Annotated in this window: 20 protein-coding genes; 6 read left to right on the top strand and 14 right to left on the bottom strand. The window is 34.5% G+C overall.

What is annotated here, in order from left to right:
- The first annotated feature begins 220 nt into the window (after positions 1-220).
- The 5 genes from DS742_RS26325 (at position 221) to DS742_RS26300 (ending at position 3,870) form a co-directional block, all read left to right on the top strand.
- A complete protein-coding gene (locus DS742_RS26325; protein WP_117419888.1) occupies positions 221-466 on the top strand; it encodes a hypothetical protein in 246 nt (81 codons plus the stop codon).
- A gap of 116 nt (positions 467-582) precedes the next feature.
- Positions 583-1,215, top strand: a complete 633-nt coding sequence (gene lexA / locus DS742_RS26320; RefSeq protein WP_024347354.1) for a transcriptional repressor LexA — start codon at positions 583-585, stop codon at positions 1,213-1,215.
- A 14-nt stretch (positions 1,216-1,229) separates the two neighbouring features.
- Positions 1,230-1,580: a DUF3837 family protein gene (locus DS742_RS26315; RefSeq protein ID WP_117419887.1), complete on the top strand. Its 351-nt coding sequence runs from the start codon at positions 1,230-1,232 to the stop codon at positions 1,578-1,580.
- A gap of 85 nt (positions 1,581-1,665) precedes the next feature.
- Positions 1,666-2,928, top strand: a complete 1,263-nt coding sequence (locus tag DS742_RS26310; protein ID WP_117419886.1) for a Y-family DNA polymerase — start codon at positions 1,666-1,668, stop codon at positions 2,926-2,928.
- Between the two features lie 384 nt (positions 2,929-3,312).
- On the top strand, positions 3,313-3,870 hold the full coding sequence (locus DS742_RS26300; RefSeq protein WP_117419884.1) for an SOS response-associated peptidase: 558 nt from the start codon (positions 3,313-3,315) through the stop codon (positions 3,868-3,870).
- Positions 3,871-3,893: 23 nt separating this feature from the next.
- Here the strand turns inward: DS742_RS26300 and DS742_RS26295 are convergent, their stop codons facing one another.
- The 13 genes from DS742_RS26295 to DS742_RS26230 form a co-directional block, all read right to left on the bottom strand.
- Complete coding sequence (locus tag DS742_RS26295) at positions 3,894-5,387, bottom strand: hypothetical protein (RefSeq protein WP_117419883.1); 1,494 nt, start codon at positions 5,385-5,387, stop codon at positions 3,894-3,896.
- Between the two features lie 539 nt (positions 5,388-5,926).
- Positions 5,927-6,925, bottom strand: a complete 999-nt coding sequence (locus tag DS742_RS26285) for a hypothetical protein (protein WP_117419882.1) — start codon at positions 6,923-6,925, stop codon at positions 5,927-5,929.
- The gene (locus DS742_RS26280) at positions 6,925-7,545 is read right to left on the bottom strand and encodes a hypothetical protein (protein WP_117419881.1); all 621 of its coding nucleotides are present in this window, start codon (positions 7,543-7,545) and stop codon (positions 6,925-6,927) included. The genes DS742_RS26285 and DS742_RS26280 overlap by 1 nt, the downstream gene beginning before the upstream one ends.
- Before the next feature lie 123 nt (positions 7,546-7,668).
- Positions 7,669-8,889, bottom strand: a complete 1,221-nt coding sequence (locus DS742_RS26275) for an RNA-guided endonuclease InsQ/TnpB family protein (protein ID WP_117419880.1) — start codon at positions 8,887-8,889, stop codon at positions 7,669-7,671.
- 29 nt (positions 8,890-8,918) lie between these two features.
- On the bottom strand, positions 8,919-10,403 hold the full coding sequence (locus DS742_RS26270) for a DUF5048 domain-containing protein (RefSeq protein ID WP_117419879.1): 1,485 nt from the start codon (positions 10,401-10,403) through the stop codon (positions 8,919-8,921).
- 14 nt (positions 10,404-10,417) lie between these two features.
- Positions 10,418-11,311 (bottom strand): hypothetical protein, encoded by an 894-nt coding sequence (locus tag DS742_RS26265; protein WP_117419878.1) that lies wholly within the window; start codon positions 11,309-11,311, stop codon positions 10,418-10,420.
- Positions 11,312-11,340: 29 nt separating this feature from the next.
- A complete protein-coding gene (locus DS742_RS26260; RefSeq protein WP_117419877.1) occupies positions 11,341-12,363 on the bottom strand; it encodes a tyrosine-type recombinase/integrase in 1,023 nt (340 codons plus the stop codon).
- 389 nt (positions 12,364-12,752) lie between these two features.
- Positions 12,753-13,493, bottom strand: coding sequence for a hypothetical protein (locus DS742_RS26255; RefSeq protein WP_117419876.1), 741 nt, complete (start codon positions 13,491-13,493; stop codon positions 12,753-12,755).
- Positions 13,493-14,638, bottom strand: a complete 1,146-nt coding sequence (locus tag DS742_RS26250; RefSeq protein ID WP_117419875.1) for a hypothetical protein — start codon at positions 14,636-14,638, stop codon at positions 13,493-13,495. The genes DS742_RS26255 and DS742_RS26250 overlap by 1 nt, the downstream gene beginning before the upstream one ends.
- Before the next feature lie 5 nt (positions 14,639-14,643).
- Complete coding sequence (locus DS742_RS26245; RefSeq protein WP_117419874.1) at positions 14,644-15,069, bottom strand: putative ABC transporter permease; 426 nt, start codon at positions 15,067-15,069, stop codon at positions 14,644-14,646.
- A 1-nt stretch (position 15,070) separates the two neighbouring features.
- On the bottom strand, positions 15,071-15,751 hold the full coding sequence (locus tag DS742_RS26240; protein ID WP_242996844.1) for an acyl carrier protein: 681 nt from the start codon (positions 15,749-15,751) through the stop codon (positions 15,071-15,073).
- 19 nt (positions 15,752-15,770) lie between these two features.
- Entirely contained in the window at positions 15,771-15,947 is a 177-nt protein-coding gene (locus tag DS742_RS29085) for a hypothetical protein (RefSeq protein ID WP_170313599.1), read from the bottom strand.
- A gap of 220 nt (positions 15,948-16,167) precedes the next feature.
- Complete coding sequence (locus DS742_RS26230) at positions 16,168-20,946, bottom strand: hypothetical protein (protein WP_117419871.1); 4,779 nt, start codon at positions 20,944-20,946, stop codon at positions 16,168-16,170.
- Between the two features lie 102 nt (positions 20,947-21,048).
- Between DS742_RS26230 and DS742_RS26225 the strand changes: the two genes are divergently transcribed.
- Entirely contained in the window at positions 21,049-21,459 is a 411-nt protein-coding gene (locus DS742_RS26225; RefSeq protein WP_117419870.1) for a hypothetical protein, read from the top strand.
- Positions 21,460-21,843: 384 nt separating this feature from the next.
- Here DS742_RS26225 and DS742_RS26220 read toward each other — a convergent pair whose 3' ends face one another.
- Positions 21,844-22,746 (bottom strand): NYN domain-containing protein, encoded by a 903-nt coding sequence (locus DS742_RS26220; RefSeq protein ID WP_117419869.1) that lies wholly within the window; start codon positions 22,744-22,746, stop codon positions 21,844-21,846.
- Positions 22,747-23,238: the final 492 nt, after the last annotated feature.

The raw sequence follows: 23,238 nt of genomic DNA, 5'->3' as shown, positions 1-23,238 counted from the left end.
ATCTGAATAAGTACAATTTAGTATCCAAAATTAAATATAGTATAGGTTTTATCAGCCTCCTAGAAAGTAATGAAAATATTTATGACAACACTTTGACAACAGAAAATAACATCGCTGTTATGTAATAATTAAAAGAAAAGGTTTAAAACCATATATTAATGTGGTATACTCTAAATGGTATTAATTTGTAAGAATCTACATTTAAAGGAGATTATTGTATATGCCAAGAGGAGTTCGTAAATCACCAATTGAAAGACTTAAAGAAGAACTTGTCAAAACTAAAGAAGAAATTCAAAACTATAAAGACACAATCAAGTCACTTCAAGAGAAAGAGAAACAGCTTGAATCCGAATTACAGATGGAAGAACTTAAAGAGGTATCATCTATCTTAGAAGAAAAGAATATGACTGTGGCCGAGTTAAAAGAGTTTTTAAATGCTACAAGTGTAAGTCCAAAAGATGAATAATATAAAGGCCGGTTTCTCATGAGAGATTCCGGTCTTATTTTTTTTGAAATAAAACGAACATATGTTTGATTTTTGCGAAACAATATGATATAGTAATACAAAGAGGTGATGATAACATGAAAGACAAACGTAAATTATCCGATAGACAAGAACGTATTTTAGAATATATAAAAAAGACAATACTTGAAAAAGGATATCCTCCTACCGTTAGAGAAATTGGAGAAGAAGTGGGATTAAATTCGCCTTCTTCCGTACATGGACAGATGGAAGCATTGGAGAACAAGGGATATATAAGAAGAGATCCAACTAAACCCAGATCAATAGAAATTATGGACGATTGCTATAGTTTGACTAAGCGTGAAGTCGTTAATGTGCCTGTACTAAGCAACATAACCTCTGAACAGTCTTTATATGACGAAGAGTGCATTGAAAGTTATTACCCTATACCATCAGAGCTTTTGCCTAATGCTGAGACTTTTATGTTTAAAATTCATGATGACAGTATGAAAAAAGCAAAGATATTAAAAGATGATCAGGTTATTATAGAACGACTGACTGATGCAGAAAATGGTAATATCATAGCGGCTATTGTTGACGATAGCGTTATCGTCAGGAGGTATTTTAAAGAAGGTGGACTCTATCGTTTGCAATCGGAGAGTGAGAGTGGTTCAACAGAAATAATCTTTGCAAGTCAGGTGAAAATTTTAGGAAGGGTAATTGGATTGTTCCGAGAAGGAATTCACAATTAGATAAAAATAACAATATGGTATTTTATATTAACAAACAAGCAATCGAAATTAAAGCAAGATTTAAAAATGCTCCGCTAACATCGACTAATGAATGTTGCTGTGTAGTGGGGATTTTGGCTAAGATATACGGATTACCATTACCAAAAAGATTTAATACGATAGAGGACATGAAAAAAGACATTCACGCCAATATAGACGGTAGACCTGTACCATCAGAATACGCAGGCAAGGTCATAAAATTATTCGATGATTACTATAAGCCGGGAAGTATAAGTGATGAGTTATATGAATTGCTGAAATATGCCTATGATGAACAAGTTGGGACGGAACCAGCATATAAACCTCCTACTTCAAATAGAATGTAGAAAGACGGGAAGCAACTAGCTTCCTTTTCTTTCCACTATTAAAAGAACATACATTCGATTATAATGAGCATAAGGAGGTGACATCTTGAAAACAGTTATATTTCACATTGACGTAAATTCTGCCTTTTTGAGCTGGGAAGCGGTATATCGATTACATCATTTAGGCGGGAACATAGATCTAAGAGATATCCCATCTGCTGTAGGCGGTGATATGTCTAAGCGACATGGTATCATATTGGCAAAAAGCATTCCTGCTAAAAAGTATAAAATACAAACGGGCGAGCCTGTAACAGATGCTTTACGCAAATGTCCAGATCTTGTACTTGTGCCTCCAAATTATAATTTATACCAAAAGTCATCCAAAGCATTTGTTAACATATTGAAACAATATAGTCCGACGATTGAGCAATACTCAATCGACGAGTGTTTTGTTGATATGACTGGAACGGAATCATTATTTGGAGAACCAGAGGTTGTAGCAAATACAATAAGAGAAAGGGTATACAATGAACTTGGGTTTACGGTCAATATTGGAATATCAGACGTGAAAGTGCTCGCTAAAATGGCATCGGACTTTAAGAAGCCAAACCTCTGTCATACGTTATGGAAGAGTGAAATAAAACATAAGATGTGGCCGTTACCTGTATCCGAATTGTTTTTTGTTGGTAGGGCAACTACCCGAAAACTAAATAATCTTGGAATTAAAACAATAGGAGAGTTGGCGCAAACCAGTTTACCTACAATCAAATCACATTTTGGTAAACACGGAGAAGTCATTTGGTCATTTGCAAATGGACTTGATTTCTCAGCAGTCGAGCCTACGCCTCCGCCCAATAAGGGATACGGAAACAGCACTACGGTCTCATTTGACGTAACCGACGCAACTACTGCGAAATTAGTATTGTTATCACTGGCAGAAACAGTGTCGGCGAGATTGAGAGATGACAATGTTAAGGTTAAGTTGGTGTCTGTTGGAATAAGAGATTATAACCTCAGATATTACAGCCATCAGAAAAAACTAGAAGCGGCAACTAACATAACACGTGAAATTTATGAATCGGCTTGCCAAGTATTTGATGAAATGTGGGATAAGATGCCAATTCGGCACCTCGGAATTCATACAAGTCAAGTGGTTACTGAAGAAGCAAGACAGCTTAATTTATTTGATGATTATGATTATGAAAAACTGGAGAGATTAGACAGGGCAGTAGACGATATTCGGAAAAGATTTGGTGTAGATTCTATAATAAGAGCGAGCTTTGCTAATGCTGGCAAAATTGATCACATGAGCGGCGGCATCAGTAGAGAAAAAAGAACTGTTGATTATACAAAACAAAATGTATTGTAGGTGAAGATATGGGCGTTTTTGGAATCGGATCAAATAACAATCAAATTGATAGCGGAGAAATTAGAGGTAAAATGTATCACATCGCTTGTAAGGCGTGGTTTACATCCACTTGTAGTCTCAGACCGCTAAGCATTAAGTTTGAGGGCGATGACGGTATAATACAAACAATATCTAATATAACAATAAAATGCACCGAAGATAAGAATTATTCTGGCATTTCATCAAAGGAGTTTGTTTGCGAATCAATTATTGGAGGATTTCTGAGAGAGTTTAAGCTTATATTTTTCATAGAATCTTGTAAATGGGTTATGGTAATATAATATTATAGAACATGTACAATACTAACAAATAATAACTAGTTAATACGAAAGGTGATAGAAAGACATGTGTGGAAGATATTATATTGAGATAGACAATGCTGAATTAAGTTCCATCATCGCAGCTGTTGAAAGAAAAGAGGACGTAAAAACCGGTGAAATATACCCAACAAACATTGCTCCTGTTCTGTCGTCAAACGGCACTATGACAGCTATGCGTTGGGGGTTTCCAAAGTTCGATGGCAAAGGTGAAATTATTAATGCAAGAAGTGAAACTGCGGCTGAGAAAAATACGTTTCGGCGCCCAATGATGGAAGGGCGATGTCTAATACCTGCGAGTTGGTATTTTGAATGGGAGAAACGCGGCTCTAAAAAGATAAAATATGCGCTTGCACCGCCCGATAATAGTCCTGTATGGATGGCGGGATTATCAAAAATAGACCATAAAACAGGCGAGTCCCTTTTTGTTGTTCTGACTCGTCCTGCCTGGTCTGGCATTTCGTTTATCCATGATAGAATGCCGGTAATTTTACCAAGAGAAATCCACGATGAGTGGCTTAATGGTCATGATCCAGTTGGTACAATGCGCAGATCCATTGAAGCGATTAACTATAAAGAAATTTAAAATAGGTATATAAAATGGAGGTATTAAGATTCAGAAATATAATCATCATAATACCTCCACGATAAACGTTTCCCGATTAATTCACTAAAGCCAGAATAATTGCGTATTCCACGACAGCAATCGTAAATATGACATGCCCCATATTTTCTATTAGCTTCTGCAATGCTATTAAAGATTTCGCCCGACTCCAAGCAAACAACAGGACGACGATGGTTGCTTTTATAATCGCACAAACCTAAGAGAGATCCAGTGTTAATATATGAATAATATGTTGAATAGGATATATGTAATTTATTCATCACAAAGGCTCTTGAATGACCAGACTTTGTTAGTTTACATGCCTCAACGAGTTTTGATTGAAGAGAGTCAATATAGCACTTGTTAAAATCTGTATTTTTTACATCAATTATGTTACTCATTGAATTTATAATGGAAATTTTCATATAATCAAGTTTAGTAGATGAACAATCAACAATAATATAATTATCAATATTGTTTTTAATTGCCAAATCATATTTTTCTTTATCATTAATTTGTTCTTCTGTTAGAGATCTTCCGACCAATGAATAAAATCCTTCTGTATAATGCTGCGATCCATTTACCTCTATAATAGAATTAATCTCCTCTAAATAAAAATCATATCTTTTACTGTTAGACCAATTAAATAATTTCTCGGTCTGAAACCTTATTCCATTTATTGATAGTATGTTAGCAACAAATTTATTTGGTATAGAGATTCCATCGCTGCACTTGTTGCAGCATATTCCACGATATTTTATATCACATATCTTTTTGAAATATATCTCGCCACATTCCGGGCATTTAAAATAAGCTTTCTTATTGCTAGAAGATGTGTATTTATAACCATCATTTTTATTTAATAACAACCTACCTAAATTGGGATCAGTAGTCCAAATATCATTATATCCTTGTTTTACAATAAGCCCGGAACATACTGGACATCCTGATTTACTAAGACTTCCCGCCAGAGGACTCCATTCATGACCATCAATTCCACACTTGCATTTTATTCGATTACAAGATTTCGTATATAATCCCAAAATTATTATATGTGGATGTTTTTCTTTAATTCTTTCGGCAAAAGCCTCATGAGTAAGTGTCTTGTGTTTAGCAGTACTGTTTATGGCACATTTTGGACATCCGACTCCCCTCAATAATCTTGCAGGAGTTGTTTCCCATTCATAATCGTCTATTAGACATTTGCACCGTATCTTATTCATTACACCAGTGAATTCGTCAAGCGGGTCAATTTTAGGATTTATTTTATATAAGTCTTTGATAAATTCATCGGAGGTTCGTCTGATCATATTTTTACATTTTGGACATTTTTGTCCTCCCAATAATTTACTAGGATACGCATCCCATTCATATCCATCAATTTTACATTTACATCTTACCTTATTTTTAGCACCGCTATATGTGTTTAGGATAATAATGCGCTCGTTAATGCGATGTAGTTTGCGAATAAATTCCTCATGTGTTTTTTGGTTTGCCATTTTTGACCTTTATATTAATTTTTTATTAATTGGGTAAATTAAATACTTTTGTTATGAAATTAAATGTTCTCTGTACTAATTCTCCATTTCAAACACAATGTTGTTATATAATGCTGTTTGGTTTATCCCTGAATTAGTATGCATAGTGGAATCCATGCCTACTGAACGAGAGGGTTTTCGACAAGCCGCATTCAGAGGAATACGGGATGATAAGTTGGCGAAAGAGTGCGTTGTCAAAAAGTGAATCTCATACGCTATATATAGTAGAATGATCATTGAGATTGCACAAAATATAGTGATAAAAACGCCATAAAAGTGTAATTTTAGGCGTAAAAAATAGGGAATAGAAGAGTATTAAACTCAACTATTCCCTATAAACCTTGACAGAATCTGTGCCATTGTTATTTACCGTGATCGCTCATCCTCCGTGATCTGATTAAATCATAAATTACTAATGCTTTCATTTTATTTGCCTCCTTATTTATAGTTGAGTTAATTTGTATCCATTACTTCATGTCGTAATGTTCTGATCAAAAACCTTATGAAAGCCAAATACGATATATTGCCATATTAGCCCTATTGACTGTAATGGTTATGGCAGAAGATGCCTGTATGGCGGAAACGTTAAATGAATAAGTTTTTTCTCCATAATCGCTTCCTATAATTGTTTTAAGAGTCTGCCCTCCAAAAGTCGTCGATATGTATATACTATCTCCATTAAGATTGTCATAATGACTCGTAACATTAACCTGCATGTTTATCCATGTTCTTCCAACAGTACTAATGCTATTATTCGTGTATAAATAGCCATACTGAGAAGCTGAGGTAAGAGGCCCAATTGTAATCTGACCAGCGTCAAGAGTTGCCTTTTGACCAGCTATAAATCCAGCTACGTTGTTCCCTCTGTAATATAAATCGACAGAACTGGCAACATAGCCCTCCCACGTTCCAGTCACCCCCCCAACCACAACACCCTTTTTGATGTTTGCAGCCGTTAAGTTTGAAACTGCATTTACCACCACATCCCCAGTCATATACTTCCCAGAACTGGAAACCGTCTGCGTTGAAGTACCTGGGGTAATAGTCGTCCCAGAAAGCGAAGGTATTGTACCGGTCAACTTAATACCATTAACATAAGCTGTTCTACCACTTAAAATTTGAGAAGCAGTTGAGTTTGCATCTGATGTAGCTGTTCCCGAAATTCCCAATGCAGTTTGTCCGGATAATATCTTTGCAGCTGTCAGGCCTCCTACAGAAGCGACAGAAGATAATGAAGATGTAATTTCTGGATAACCGCTTGAAGCATTTGTTATATATGCGCCGTTTGGAATTCTTGTTACTAAATTACTTCCGCTAGTTGTCACACTTTGAGATGCGGTAGAAAACCCCTTGTTTGGAATTGTACCATCTCCAATTTCATCATCTGTATCTGCCCCAACGTATGTATAACCTTCAACAACCTTATTCTTTGTTACGGTAAGTTCGTCTGAAGCAATTCCACCGCCACCACCGATGTTTGTTGTACCTAATTTTGCCATTATCTTCTCACCAACCTTATTTCATTTATCACCAATGCGCTTTTGGGTATTTTATTGGCCTTGAGAATAAAATTTCCAGCACCAGTATCACTCTTTACATAAATAAAAGCCTTTGACGCATTCAGCTTGCTTGCATCTGCAAAATATAACTGAATTTCGTCATCGGCTAAAATTGAACTATTTGTGTATATATATTCTAAATCACTATTCCAATCTGTTATATTAATTGTAATGTTAGCAGCCAAAGTAATACCTGAAAGATATTCTGTTTTTTCTGCCGAATAAGCGTTTGTTTTCTTATCGTCTCCGGTTGCACTATCATTGATTCCAATTGTGTTTTGAGCGATATGAGTTACCATATCCTCAACATTCTCTAGATAATATTTCTCAATTGCTTTAACTGCATCTTGTAATGAATTGATTCTATCTGCATTAATCAAAACCTTCAATAAATCCGGATTATTAGCTATCACATTTGCCGCAGTTGCAAAATCCTTATTTGTTATTGCCGTTTGATAAGATACCATAGCGTCAACTAAGCTTGATGTAATATCTTGCATATTATCAAAGTTGTCTATTGTGTCAGGAAATTGACTGCGTGGATATTCTTCGTAGGCCATTTAATTCTCTCCTTTCTATTTGTTTTTTTAATGATTTTTTGTACATAAGAAAAACTCTGTGAGCTACCGTGCGTTTAAAACCACACGGCTTCCTAGTCAATATCTCCAGCGAGACAAGTTTATCTAGGCTATCAACCGTGTTCCACAGTCTCTTATATTTAGTGCTGCATTATAATCCCTATCGTTCTCATAACCACATTCACATTTATACCATCTGTCAGATAGCTGTAAATCTTCTTTTATTGTTCCGCAACAATTACATAATTTTGAAGATGGGAACCATTTATCAACTTTAACAAATTGTTTTCCTTGTTCTTCAAGTTTATATTTAATAAAAACACGAAACATACCAAATCCATTATCGTGTATATTTTTACCCAACTTTAAACACTGTGCCATATTGCAGAGATTAATATCTTCAACTATTACAGCATCATATTTATCTGCAATATTTCTACTTTCTTTATGTATCCAGTCCATTCTCTGATTTGCAATGTGTTTTTGTAGTGTGGTTATTTTTTGCCTTTGCTTATACCAGTTTTTAGATTTTAATGTTTTCCTACTTAAGTTTCTTTGTAGTCTCTTCAATTTCTCTTCTGATTTTCTATAATAGTGAGGATAATTGGATTTCTTACCTTCACTATCTACATAAAAATCTTTTTGAGAATAATCGAGACCTAAAATCTTGGCTTTATTAATTTGCTTGGGTACAATATCTATCACATATTCAACACATAAGCTAGCATAAAACACACCTTTGTTATCCATTGATATAGTACAGTTTTTAATAATACTATTAGTAGGCAATGAACGATGTTGTTTTACTTTTACCACAGTTTTAAGTTTGGGTAACTTTAGCAATTGGTTTTCTAAAATAATATTGCTCCATTTACCATTATAATACGAATTATATGTTCTATATGAAAAATCATTTTTCTTAATACTTCTAAAACTCGGCATTCCCTTCAGATCTTTAAACGTTGGTTTTATTCCGAGTGTTTTTTCGCGGTTACGACTCTTTTTTGTATATGTCTTTTTATCATACTCTTTATTAAATTTTGTAATAGCGTTATTGAAATCTATTTTTGCGCTCGCCAAACATTGGGCGTCAACATTTTTCATGTAATCATAATTTCTTTTAAATTCAGTATAGTTACTTATTTTAATGTTTTCCCTTTTTATTAAGCCGTTTTCATAACATGATTTTTCTAATTGATTATATAATTCATCTACATAATGATTATAAATTTTTCTAGCACAACCGAAAGATTGTAAAAAGAACTCCTTTTGTTCTTTGGTAGGGATAATTTTAAATTTATAGCCACGATAGATAACTTTATCCATTGCCCACCTCCTCCCCATGTTATTCTCTATTATTTATTTGTTTTTTGATTATAGACAAATGAAAAACTCTCCATAAATTTATAGAGAGTCATTGTCATTGTTCCATTACCAGAATTCCAACTTAGGTTTTTTATGATATATTGATTTTTTTTACCGTTGTATTTTGGCGTGTATTCAATTTTTTTATTTACTGTTAACCACGGAATTACCACCAAATTAAGCGTAATTGTATCCATCATAGCAGTAGTTTGATAAGTTAAGTACTCCGCTTGATTATAACAGGCTGCATCATCGCTTAATGTATCATATTCAACTGATTTTAAAATTTCAAAACCAAGTTTTGTAGTTGAATAGGGGCAATCTTCTGATGTTTCTTCGTATCTACCATAGCACTGAAAGTTCCCAAGAAGATAAAGTGAATTGCCAGAAGTGGATCGCCTATACCTAAACACATATATTGTATCTGCTTCTAATTTACCTGCTTCTAATGGATTTCCGTCACCATCTACAATAGGAATTGCAGCATATCCGTTTATTGAGAATTTTGGAAATTCCATGTTTGAGGCTGATACTTTAAATGCTAGCTGTGTCAGATTATCTACATCTTCCCAAGAAGAATATTCAGAAAAGGTTACGCCATATATATTATTCATATATGTAGAAGTGGAAGAGTATCGATCCTCGTTTTCAAGTTCTAGTACCTTTCCCCATACCTCTGTAACATTATAAATGCCATTAAAACTACCATTAGCTTCCTCATTAGTCACCAAACCTACCAACACTTCATCGTTTATGATCACATCGTCTTCTAAGCATGTGGGAACCTGTTGCCATACAAACACTCCGTCTTCATCAAAGAAAAATTCCCACGAATCATAAAGATCTCTTATCTTTTTCCAAATGTCCGCAAAAGTAGAACCAGTGGTAAAGGTTAAATGATACGGGATTTCTTTACCAATGTCTTGTACGATATAATTTGTTATTCCAGCTAAATCCAAAACTCCAATAATTGACGTTCTAATGTCCTCGCCAGCTGGGATAATCAGACTCTGAATGGAATAACTTGATGATTCATTCGCTGAACCATATCCCGTTAGTTGTCCATTCAATGTCCCATCATATTGAGCCATTAAATCGGCGCAAGTGAGAGAGAGCAGTTTTTGATTTTTGGAATATGTATATTTCATACTGACATAACAAAAAATACCTAATTTATACCATACAATTTCCTTGCTTCTTTGACTTCGTAAGCCATAATAAACTCTAAGTCTTTTATCTGACCAAATCTTTTTGTCATTTCCAATAATGAAAGTTGAATCTAGTATTGCCATATCGCAAGAATAAGTTCTTCTCTGAATAGATTCAGAATCTTGAGTAAAATTATCTGATATAATGACACCCTCTAGTGAATCTAATGTCTTAAAATCACGATTCAGGAGTTCTACCTTGATTCTCATTTCTTGTTTTCCTTGGTGCAAAATATTAATATCTTCTTGTGTAACTATATATCCCATATCTCACCACCAATCTACCCGTCTATGTTTGTATCAAGTAAGCCATTATAAAACAAATCATTTATACTATGCGCATCCCCACATTCTGCAACACTAAACTTGGATATTACGTGAAGTGGATGATCAGATTCTTCCGTTATTTCATCACTGGTAACTCCTATCAACCAAACATTGCCAAAATAATCCTTTAGAACTTTTACATTGCCGTTCGTTAGGAAATCATAAATAGTATTACGATAATACCATGATGTTTCTGTTTGCCAAGTACAGTTCTGATTTTCAATGAAACAGCACTCAATGTCTCCTGTAATGTAATTAGTTTTTCCACCTTTGAAAATAATGGGTTTTTCTCTGCCAAGTGGTTCAATTAATCCTGTTCGTTGAATTCTCTTTTTATTGAAATTTGTATCAAGAACCATTGGGTATGATATGTCTTTTTCACATATGAAATAAGAATTAAAATCGGATTTAACAGTGTTGATTATATAGTCACCTTCGCCTCCTGAAATAATTGGAACATAAGCAAAAGAAACATCTCCAATTGGAGCATAATAATGAATCAAGTTTATAGAAAAATCATCCTTATTGTTTATGTCTTTTTCATAAATTGTTTTAAAATTACTATCGTTTGCAGTTTTTCTTTTTATTCTAACAGAAGATACAATTTCTTCTGTAAAGTTTACATTCCCACCATACAAATCATCATTAAATGATGCATGTAGCCTAGTATCAATATCCCAATCGGTTGGTATTAATCCATTAAAATTATTCACATCACTAACTTTAGATGATACATATAATTCATTCACGACTGAATTCTTAACCGTGATTGTTTCTAGATTATTTGCACTGTTTGCGGTAGATGAAAACGACGTTTCATCTCCTAAAAATGTATATCCGAGTAACAATTTATCGCCTCCATCCTTCCTTAAAAAAGTTATCCTATGTATCTATTATGAGCGTTATGAACAGTAACTCGACTTATTGAGGCATAACACTGTCGGGTGGTATCTAATTTTGAGTGCCCCAATTTTTCGGCAACAATTTCTAATGGAGCACCTTTATTTATCATATCCGTTCCCACAGTTCGTCTGAATACATGTGGGGTCAATTTAATATTTTCTGTGTCTTTATTGCGACTCTTAATTTGCTTTAAAATTGCTCTTACCGTACTGGGTGAAATACGATTATGGGGTTTTCTATTCGTTACAAAAAGTGCCACATTATTATCATCACGGGATTGTAAATATTTTTCCAAATGTAATTTTGTTGGTGCGTTAAAATAGATTTCCCTTTCTTTTCGTCCCTTTCCATATACAATTGCCGACATATTTTGAAAATCTATATCAGAAATATTTAACGAACAAATTTCACTAACCCTTGCTCCCGTGCTATATAGAAATTCACACAACGCCTGTTCTCTTTCATTTTTACACGAGCATTTTATTTCTTCTCTTTGGTATGCATTTATGGTAGTGCCAATTCGATGTTCAACTTTAGCCTCGTGCAATTTTTTACCAGGATTATCTTTTATAAAATCTTCTTCATATAAAAAGGAAAAAAATGTTCTAATAATTATTAATTTCATATTATAGGTTCTGTCTTTCCATTTTCTTTGTATTTTTCCATAAATCAAATATCGGTTAATATCCTGATATGTAATTGTTTCAACGGACTTATCAATAAACGAAATAAATGCGTTTAATTCGTATATATAACACTTTATACTCCCATCAGTACATGCACGCAATTTCATATTTAATATAAATTGTTCCAGATAAAATTGATTTTTATCTACATCAGTAGACACTTCATATTTATGTTCTGATTCTTTTGGATAATTTTCAATGCAGAGAGTTATTATCATTTTTGCGTTCACAAGATCTTCTTGTTTTAATATATTTTGGGCGGAAAGTTTAAGTAAAATATTGTTAACAAGCTCACCTGTATTGTTGTTCATAATAGTATCCTCCTTAATAGTAAGTGTGCGTTAACTTCTTCACACATCTATTCTCCATTAAGGAAGACGTTTATTGTTTATAATAGCAATTTAAACAACAAAGCTGATGAATCTGATTTGCAGAAAATTTCAGGGTTATATATACGTGATTCTTCATATGTAAATAATTTTGCCTTACCAGGTTTTGAAACATTTGTTATTAACAGTACAACAGCCGCAAGCGTTGCGCTTCCTGGATCATCGTGGTGGTATGTAGAGCATCACGGTTCAGTAGACGGCACTGGATATGCGCACCAGATCTTTTACGAATATGGCGGAACTGGTATTGTATGCCGTAGGTGGGCAAGCACATCTGCATGGGTAGGACGAAGCTGGTAAATGATCATTTATTAAACCGTCTGTATCCATGATGTCCAGGAAAATGTTCCGTTTATGTTAGTTATCCACCTTTCGTACACTTTTGGTTGTATTGCTCCTGCACTATATAACTCAACAGCTTTCTGCGTTGTGTACCAATTACCATTAACATAAATGCTTTCAACCCTAACTAATACACGACCGAGGTTACTTGCTGGGGCATGTGCTGTTGAATAGATATAATACCACCCAGGCTGACTTAAAGTATCATAATCTGTTCCATCTGTTACAAAGTTTGCTATCCGGCTTGTAACTGGTTTTATATTGGTTGTTAAATCATTGCTTATGGAAGTGACTGCGCTGTCTAAATCTGCTAAATTGGTTGTTAAATCATTGCTTATGGAAGTGACTGCGCTGTCTAAATCTGCTAAATTGCTATTTGTTGTATTAAGTGATTGCTGTAACTTATATACAGCACTTGCCGATGCCGGTAGATTGTCGTTATTGGTAACTGTATTATTTACAAGTTGCCCAACATGCAACACATACTGAAAACCAGCTTTTAAATTTCTGAAAAAATTAAAAATGCTTGACCCGCTGACCAAGGTAGAAAGATATGTAGTAAAATCTGTTATACCATCTACAACCCCGGAATCATCAAATTCAGGCGCACCAAGTTTATCTATTTTATCTGAATTTAAATTAAAGTCTCCTATAGAAACAAAATTGGTTTTTTCTGGTTTTTTAAGTTCCAAATTAGTTGTTTCAGTCATTACATAATCACCGTCCTTATCTGGTTCCAATTGTATTGTTCAACCTGTTCCCATGTTAGTTCTTCTAGATCTCCCCATGTATTATAATTAATTTGTTTTACTACAAAATCATATAGCCCGTTTTCTCTGGTTATCATTATACTGAACTCCTGTTGATTGATTGGGAGGGGAAGATATTTACTATTGTATACCGCAACGTTTCCACCTTCGGTCACGTTTAGCTCAAAATAACATTTTTCACCATCTGAATCACTATAGCTCCCGATGCGGTAAAATACATCCGCCTTCATATTTCGCCCGTCTGTAAATGACAATACACTTCTATTCCTAATAGGTGAATGAAAGCTTTCTTGTATTGTGAAGTCACCAACAACCCTAAAGCCATCATCAAAGGTAACCGAATTATTTCTCAAATCTGCAAACGTATCATAACCATCATTTATATATACTACTTCATTTTCGGACACTCCAAGTGTAGATATAATATGGCACTTAATTTCAATTGATCCATTTTCAGGAATGTTATTTAGTTCTAGTGTGCTGAATACTTGTGCTGCAATATATTGCACTGTCACCAAGATGTATCCAGTATCAAGCAAAAATCCGTTAATAGTTTTACCGGTTGCACGAAGATAATATTGTGTTGCATTTGCCAAGTTGGTTATTATGTACGATGGGTTGGTTACGTCATAAACCTCACCTGATGATTGTAAGAGAGTCTTTTGGTATGAATAAAGAGAGATGTTATAATAGTCCATTTTTTCATTTTCAGCCTGTTCATACATAAGTGAAACATTATAAGATGAAGCCCTGATAATATCGCCATCACTAACTGACAGCTGAAACGTTGGAGTGGTAAAACAGTAAAAGAGCGTACCCGTATTTTGGATTGAAGACTCTTCTTCGTTTATATCAAAAACTGTGATATACGCCATATATTTAATACCATTAGCCAATCCAGATTCGGGCGGCAATGGAAACGATTGCTTCATTGTATCTATCGTATCGTCATATACCACGACACCAGTGGTGTTATTTTTTATTATACAACGCACTTTAAATATTTGATTACCAGACCAAGTAAACTTAATGTCGGTACCTAGTGTTACATCAAATGGTTCAATCGTGTGTATTGTTGCAATCATATGCTTCACCTCCTAACTAAAATCTTATAGTGTGGCTTTTCTTCTTTAAACATCCAGTATCTTAAATAATCATCTAAAATTATTCCAACGATACTTAGCGGTATCCACAAAATAAAATATACTAGGCAGACTTGACCTAGTATATTAAAACGCATATTACTGTAATCCCAAACATTTAATCTAAAATAAATATTAATAATGCAACCAGTAATAAATTCCAGTATAGTTACAATGCTTGCACCTAATAATGCCTGTTTCCATAACACCATATTCCATGAAATAACCTCGTTGATTAACCCTAAGCAAACAAAACAAACTCCTCCGAGTATAAACATCGTCCAATGACTGTATCCTCGCCAGATTAGCTCAATCATAATATATAATGTCGCTCCGATATGGAAAAGCACTAATTCTTTAAAAATGATTTTCATCTTATTCACCCGTAACTAGATATGATTTTAATACCTCTGTTTGATATTGCTCTGGAATATCATCGCCATATGTAATTGCTTTGACTTCTTCTTTTGTTTCGCACCCTAAGATCCATATATACATAGAATTACAATAGGTTGTTTGATAACTAACGAATCTCATGGCAGCATTAATTATTCTTTGAATGTCATTTGATGAGTAGTATCTACATGATTGTCCATCTGCATGATACTCTAATGATGTTGAACCAGATGCTATTTGTACCTGTTTGCCAAATAAATTAAGTTGATCTTTTTCAGTGAGAGAGAAGTGCTCAGTGTTTCCATCTGTCAGTGTAACATCAATTCCATTATATATTATCTGTTCGCAGGTATAGGATATTTCTTCCTTCTTAGCACATTTGATGTCTGTAAGAGAACCTTCATTAATAGGTTCGTTTATGGTTCCCGTACTCTCTACATACCTACTACCATCATTTGATAAATATAGTTCTTTATCTTTTAAACGATAAAGTGTATAATATCCACTCAGTGTTCCAGCTATAATTCCTCCGTTTGTATATGTGGTTATATCTCCAAATTTAATTGGAATTTCTTTTACAAATGTAATTTTCAATACTGATCCGTTAATTGGCGTTATGTCGGTTATTTCATAATCAATGCCAGCAATTGATATTTTCATAAACATATCCTTTCTTAGTTTAAGTGATTTTTATCCCGTTTAAGTAAATACCATCCTCCTTAAACTCATAATTTTTCATAGTATTAATTTTATTGCCTACATTTTTAGATGTCTGCACATATAACGAATCCCAATCTCCGTTGGGGACACACACCCATACCATATCATCGACCTCAAGAATAAAGTCTGACCACACAGAATATTCTCTTTTTTTATAATACACTTTGTATTTTTTATTACTTAATTTCTGAGTAACCCTAGCGCGAAATGATTTTGTTAATTTCAATGAGCTGAAAAAGTTATTTAACGCATTTACTAGATCATCAGAAAGTTTATTATATACCTCTTGATAATTCAAAACATCACCTACCTTTGCAAACAAAAAGGAAACCAGATTTCTCCGGTTCCCAAATGTTTTATCTTCTTCCTAATCTTTGTCCCAATGCTAATGCAAGATCTCCGTGCATTATACCTTTTGCCAACTCATCTGGAGAATCGCATTTTTCAATAGTAATACCACCATTGAAATGGATTGTCGGACTGTTTGACTTTTCAACCATTTTTACACCATTAAGAACATTACTATAATCAGGAAGATTTGGCATGAAACTAGCCGCATTTTCAAAATTCTTCAATAACATCATTTTCTGCTTCTCGTTAAGAATCTGCTCTCCCGTATGAGCGAGTATCGGAACCTCGCCATCTTTTAGCTCGTTTGTTGCTAAATACTTGAGCATTTTCTCGCGCTCAGAATCAGAGGATTTTCCAACAGGTCCATTTTCGATGCCATCAGCATACACACCAGGGCCATTGTTTACATCGCCAGTTCCCCAACCTTTACCTCTGGACTTGTCGTATGGCTCGTCATCATCGTCATCAGAATCATCTTCGTCGTCTCTGAGATTATCACGAACCTCTTTCAATACATCAAGCATTGATTTTACATTATCGGTAAGCTGTTCCCAGCTGGACGAATACTCAGAAATCATTCCAGAATTTTTATTATACTGTTCAAGTGATTTTACTAACTCGTCTGCTGTAACGGATAGTCCATCTTGAATCCCTTTAAGAATACTGTCTGCGTCTGCCCCAACACCATTTACTGTTCCAAGATAGTCATATATATTCTGCAAATTGTCCATGGCAGACATAGACTCATTCATCTGGGATAGGAGACCGTTGATTTTGGTCATGGCTTGTTCGTATGTAATTTCACCTGATTTATAGGAATTTACGTAATCCTCTAACAAAGAATAAATATTTTCGGTTGAATCTGCTTGTTTTTGGTACTGCTCCAACTGTTCAGCATTGGTCTGATAAAGTGATGTAAGAGTAGAGTAAATCTCTTTGTCATTACCTGATAATACCTTGTCAGCCCAACCTTCACCGAACAGAGATGTAGCTAAATTGGCATTTGATATTTTCTCAGCAGCGGAACTTATTTCAGAATATTTTTTGCTGATTTCTTCTAATGCGTCAATCTGATCCTGATAACTATCATTCAGATTATCAAGAGCTGTTTTAGCATCCTCAATCTGCTGTTCAAGGCTATACTTGTCAATATTAAACTGAGCATCAAGATTTTCTTCCTGCGCTTTTCTTACAGCGTCGTAATCTTCAACCCAAACAACTTCACCATTTCTTACCTCGGTGTTAACTTTCTGCGATAGAGATCTGGCAAGATTATATTGAGATTGCTCTAATGCCATTTGCAATTTTAATTTCTCATTAGTTTTTACTAATAAATCATACTTTTCCTGTAAAGCATCTATTTCAGATTGCTGTGCATCGGCTGCAATCTTTTGCTGATCCTCTAAAACGCTAATCTGATCAGATATAGCATCTGTGATGGCGGTTATAATGGAGTTATATTCCGATTGTACATTTGTCAATCCAGATATAACTTTCTGCAAACTATCAGAATATGTGCTAATATTGTCTAACGGCATTTTCAGCAATTCTTCATTCCACTTTTGAAGATTATTCACCATTGAAGCTGTAGCGCTGTCAATACTCTGCAACTGACTGTATAATTCTTGCCAGACCGTTGACCCCTTTTCACTTTCGGACATAAGACTTTTTATTTCTCGTATCTGCTTCTTATATTGATCAATGACAGTAGCCCCATTAGAAATAAGCGTCTGGTAATATTCGGTGTTTAGCTTGCCACCGGTAGCAGTCTGAACAGAACCCCAATTTTCAATCTTAGCAGTGATATCATCGTACATGGAAATAATCGTAGACAAATGGTCAATTGGCATCTGTTTAAGTTGATTATTGTATTCCTCTTGTGCTTTCTTTAGAGCGTAAACATTTGTCTCTGCATCAGCTATTTCGCTTTTCAAATCCAGATATTCTTGTGATGATGTGTCTGCTCCGTTAGCGAGAAGATCTCTTAATTCAGCTCGTTTGTTGCTTATTGTATCTCTGGTGTTTGATATCAAACCCGACGTGTTTTGGATCAGTCTATTATAGTATGATGAATCAACAACAATACCAGCAGATTTATAGTATTCCATCTGACTTTCTAGTATTGAATTAGAATCCTTTAATTTATTATTCTCGTTCTCAATAGACTTAGATATATCATCATATTTGGACTTTATATCATCGAGAAGTGTCTTATGTGCCTCCGATTGCTTTACCTGCGTGCCAGTAAGTTTGTCATAAGCATCAATTGCAGCCTGTACGTATTCCAATTCCTTGCCAGAGAGAGTATCTACCGACATTGAGCCGTTTTCTATCTTGGCTTTATTTTGTGCTGATATTTTGCTAACAGCCTTATCATACTCTGATTGATACTGATTAACTGCATTTGTATATTCATTGATCAAGGTCTTATCCAATTCTAAAATCTGATCATGTGTGGTTGACGAAAAATCAGAATAAGTATCGGAAATTTTATTGACCAATTGGGAACGTTTTTCTTCGAGTAATTTAAGCTGACGGTCGATCCAGTCAATATCTTTAGATGTGTCAGTTTTATCCTTCTTAGAGCCTGACCCACCGGACTTATTGGTTTTTGTTCCGCCAGTATAAACAGTTTTCTTGTACTTTTCAGGATCGAGTGTAGTCTGAAAATCGAATGTTCCATTCTCGATTTCGGCGAGCATAGCTTGTGCTGATTCGTATTGTCTTAAGTCTCCAACGGAACCGTTTAAAGCACCTGCTTCGGCTTTAGCCATAATTGCCTTGGCTTGTGCTAATTTTGATAAAACAGCAGCACTTGCGCCAGCTGCATTTGCCAAACCGATAACCTGATCAATATCGCTCGATGTATCAATTTTAACATCATTTACAGCCAATTTCTGTAATGCTAATTCTGCCAACGCCTGTTCAGATATTCCAGCAGCTATACCAGAGTTTACGAAAGCATCAATCTCTGAAATAGTTGCATTGTTTAAGGTGTCAGAAGCATTTGCGTTGTAGTATTTTTCAGCAGCTAATTCAGATTGTGCAATTGCAAGTCGATTAGTTACAACTTCTTCAGCATTAGAAATGCCCATATTTTGAAGCATGGCAGTAGCAAGATTAGCGTTTTCATCTGTAAGTCCGTCTAATACACCAGAACTATCTATCCAAGTAGTTACGAGGTTATCAAATGCAGATTGTGTGGCTTGAATATCTTTTGGTGAAGAAGAGACTTTTTCGATAAAATCAGTGTACGATTCTCCTAAATCACCGAATTTTTCCTTGAAGTTTTTATCGTCGAGTAGGGCGTAATCAAATGGATTATCCTCGTCTGATATACTCTTCATGATTTTATCAAGGGATTCAAAACCTTCAGAGAGCGAATTGATATTTGTAATTACTTCTTGTTTGGAAAGAGGAGCGAATGCGGATTCTACCGAACTGCCAGCATCTTTGCTTTCTCTCGCAAGAGCAACAATCTGGTCAATGAATGACTTAGTAGCAGTTTCTCCATCACCTAAAATCAAGTCAATATTTTTAATAGCTTCGCTCAATTTTGGAAACTGTTTAATTGTGTCTTCATCCAATTTGCCTGCGCTTGCTAATTCAATTAATTTCTCTTTGGTAACATCAATAGATTCATTATTAAATATTTGATCAAATTCTATTTGATTCCATGCTGACGGATCTGTGAATTGATAGATAAGACGTATGCCTTGTTCAAGATTGTCATAGAATTTTTGTTCGTCTTCGGTCAAATCTCGATAATTCATCAAGTCGGTCAGATTGTCTCTATACCCCTGTAACGACGACAGGTTGTCTTCTAGCTGTTGTTTATAAGATTTCTCTCTCTCGGTGAGTGAATCTAACCATTCGGAATCTCCATTTTCTTGCGCTTGCTTTTGAGCTTCTTGAACCTTAACGATAGCCGCTGCAAGTCCTTCAAGCCCCTCCTGTGCCAACGCTACATCAGAAGTTGGGGACATTGACAGAGAGCCGTACTGTGAATCTAACCCCATTACATCTGAGTAGTTAAAGTTGTTATCTCCATATTCTTTGTCAAATGCGTCACGATTAGATTCAGATAAGTCCTCGGCCGCACGTTTTAATTCTATGTCTTTAATGTCTCTCTGTCGCTCAAGTTCTTTTGTTGCTTCTTTTAACTTATCAAGCTCGCCTTGCTCCACGTAGGTGAGAGAGGGGAGTTCGTTTAATTCGCTTATCCTATCTTTATTAGTTTCGAGTTCTTCGTTAATAGACTGTAATTCTGATCGTAATGAGTCAAAATTTCCCTTCGCGTCGGCCACCGCTTCTTTTGCTATTTTTACACGATTTACATAACTATCAATAGCCTTTACTGCAACAGATACTACTTGACCAATTGCCCACATAACAGCCATACTAGCTAATGCGGCACCAAATCCTTTTACGACATTACCGGCTTTTTGCGTAAGGTCTGCGAACCTAGAAGTCTGTTTACCGGTGGTTTTGAGGTATTCCTGATAAGATGCCAGGTCTTTTGTACCTTGCTTTGAATCTTTGAGGAATTTGATTAGTGATTCGTCAGCTAACTTACTATCCTTTATAAAACCATCAATTCCCTTTTCGCCACCATTATTCTCAAAAACATTTGATATAACAGCAGACAAGTCTTTTCCATTATTCTTATATTTAGTGAAAAATTTGTCGGCTTCCGCACTTACATCTACGATTCCCTTTTTTGCTTTATAGATATCTACAATCCAACCGCCTAATCCACTTTTAGAATCCCATTGTACCGCCAATAAAGATTCAGAATATTATAAAACTACTTCCGATAGAAATTATAATATGATATACTACTATAAATGGCACTTTTAACACCAAAATATAGGGGAGGATATGATATGACGTTATATTGTCAATATTGTGGAGCAAAATTAGAAAACGGAGAGGCTTTTACAGAATGTCCAGAATGTTTAATTCCACTTGGGAAAGAAACCAAATGTAAAATACCTTATGGTGGATTAATTAAACAAATTTCAACCGATGAGAGCTTCATGAACGCTATGGAGGATTTGTATGAAAAAGATCCAATTGAGTTTCGATTAAAAATACAGCAATTTAAAAACCAACTAGCACAACAAAAACAAGTAGTAGAAGAGAGTAATGTGCCCAAATGTCCAACCTGCCAGAGCACCAATCTTTCTAAAATATCTACCACTAAAAAGGTTGCCAAAATTGCCGCTTTTGGTATATTTGGTATGGGTGATAACGGAAAGACTTGGAAGTGTAATAATTGTGGGAGTAAATTTTAATTTAAAGCCAGAGGTAGGAGAAGTTCATTGAACAAGCAAAAACCCGCATCATTTTTAGATACGGGTTTTGCGTATTCATTTAATTGGTATGAGTCTGAAATACATAATTGCCAGCCAATCCTCCTGTGTACATTTTGGATAGGCCACATTCGCTTCAATTTTAAATTTCAGACATTATATTATATGCGGGAAGTAAGCATACATTCACTTTATAAAGCGAAAACTATATCTCATTATTGGATATAGTTTTCGCTGTTTCATTTTTAAATTAAAAGAATTCATTTTTATAAAGAAGTATTTCATTTAAATGTTAGTTAAAAGTACTTCATTTTTTATACTTTTAACTTGTTTTCATCATATCATAATCATTTTGTAAAGTCAACTCTAACTTGGAAAATCTTCACTTTTTACTAAATTATTTATATGAATGTCGTTATCGGACAAGAACGGCACAGACAGTAAAAGTGTCCTTATTTCTCTACCTTTAAATCTATAAGGATGGTGATACAAAATCTCTTTGTCCATAAGCATATCTAATAAATTTGAATATCTTTCTTTTGAATTTCGATAAGTTTCGATTGACGGGCAAATGCCGATTTCATTAAGTTTATTTGAAAGAGTTGAAACTGTGATAGAACCTACGCCTATAATTTGGCCAAATTCATCCGTCTTTAAATACCTATCATATTCTTGTTTGATCACATCATTTAATTGTTGCAACAAGCCCGTGAAATAAACCAAATTAGAACTTTTAAATTTATAGAATGATTCTAAATCACCAAACTCTTTATACTTATCCAGATTTAATAAATTTTCAATAGATTTATTTGGTACACCAATCTCGTTAATATTTTTAATATGCTCTTCGCTTGTATTTACATCGAAGTACAGTACTTCTAATTTTTTATTCATCAATTGAACCTCGTGAAATATTGGCACCAAGTCACTATCAGAAGATACCATAACAATTTTATCTATATGAGGGTACTGTACCATATATTTAATACAGTTAATCATAAGTACAACGTCACTAGCATTCTTGCCATTAAAAACATGTTCTATTTCAACATGATTTTTCTTTAATATATCATAGCCATCAGATGAAATCTGTACTTTTTGAAAATCTGCAAACAGTTTACATATCAAAATATTATCATTTTCATAATTTTGCTTGATTTTGGTAATAACATCATACATAATGTTGGGATTTCTAAAATCCCTATAATTGTTTTTTAAGGTTACAAAAACATTATCGTAATCTACCAGTATAATTGTATTTTCCTTCATACTCCTATTCCCCTATCATAAGTAATACTTCCAATTATATACCATAATTTTCCATATTTCTACAAGAACGTAGGTTCTTTGTGATAAGTGAGTGTGGGATGTATTTACATTTTGAATTATAAAAATATGTTGCCAAATCATTATATCTGTTTGAATCACACATCAGAATATCCAACGGTTTTGAAATGTCAATATTCTGCATACTTTTGACACACATTAGGGGTGTGTATCATCACCTCGCATCGGAAGTTTGAGATGATTTTGTGTAATTAATCCAATAGAGTAGTATTTTCACTATTCATTTCTCTATTGGTACGGTCGGTTTCCCTTCCTGGACTGTATATTGCAACCAAATACAATTAAGCCTGTATCTAGTCGTGTCTTGCCAGTCTCTCGCACGATATATTATGTAATTACACTTACACACAAATCATATACCGTGTCGGGATTACCATTTTCATTTAATTAAGGTGATGTTAGTATATTAGTGTA

Origin of the sequence: Lacrimispora amygdalina (genome assembly GCF_003432035.1) — a bacterium.
In the GTDB taxonomy this organism is placed as follows: Bacteria; Bacillota; Clostridia; order Lachnospirales; family Lachnospiraceae; genus Lacrimispora; species Lacrimispora amygdalina.
Note: the sequence above shows the minus strand (reverse complement) of the source record. Positions and strands in the feature narration are given on the sequence as shown.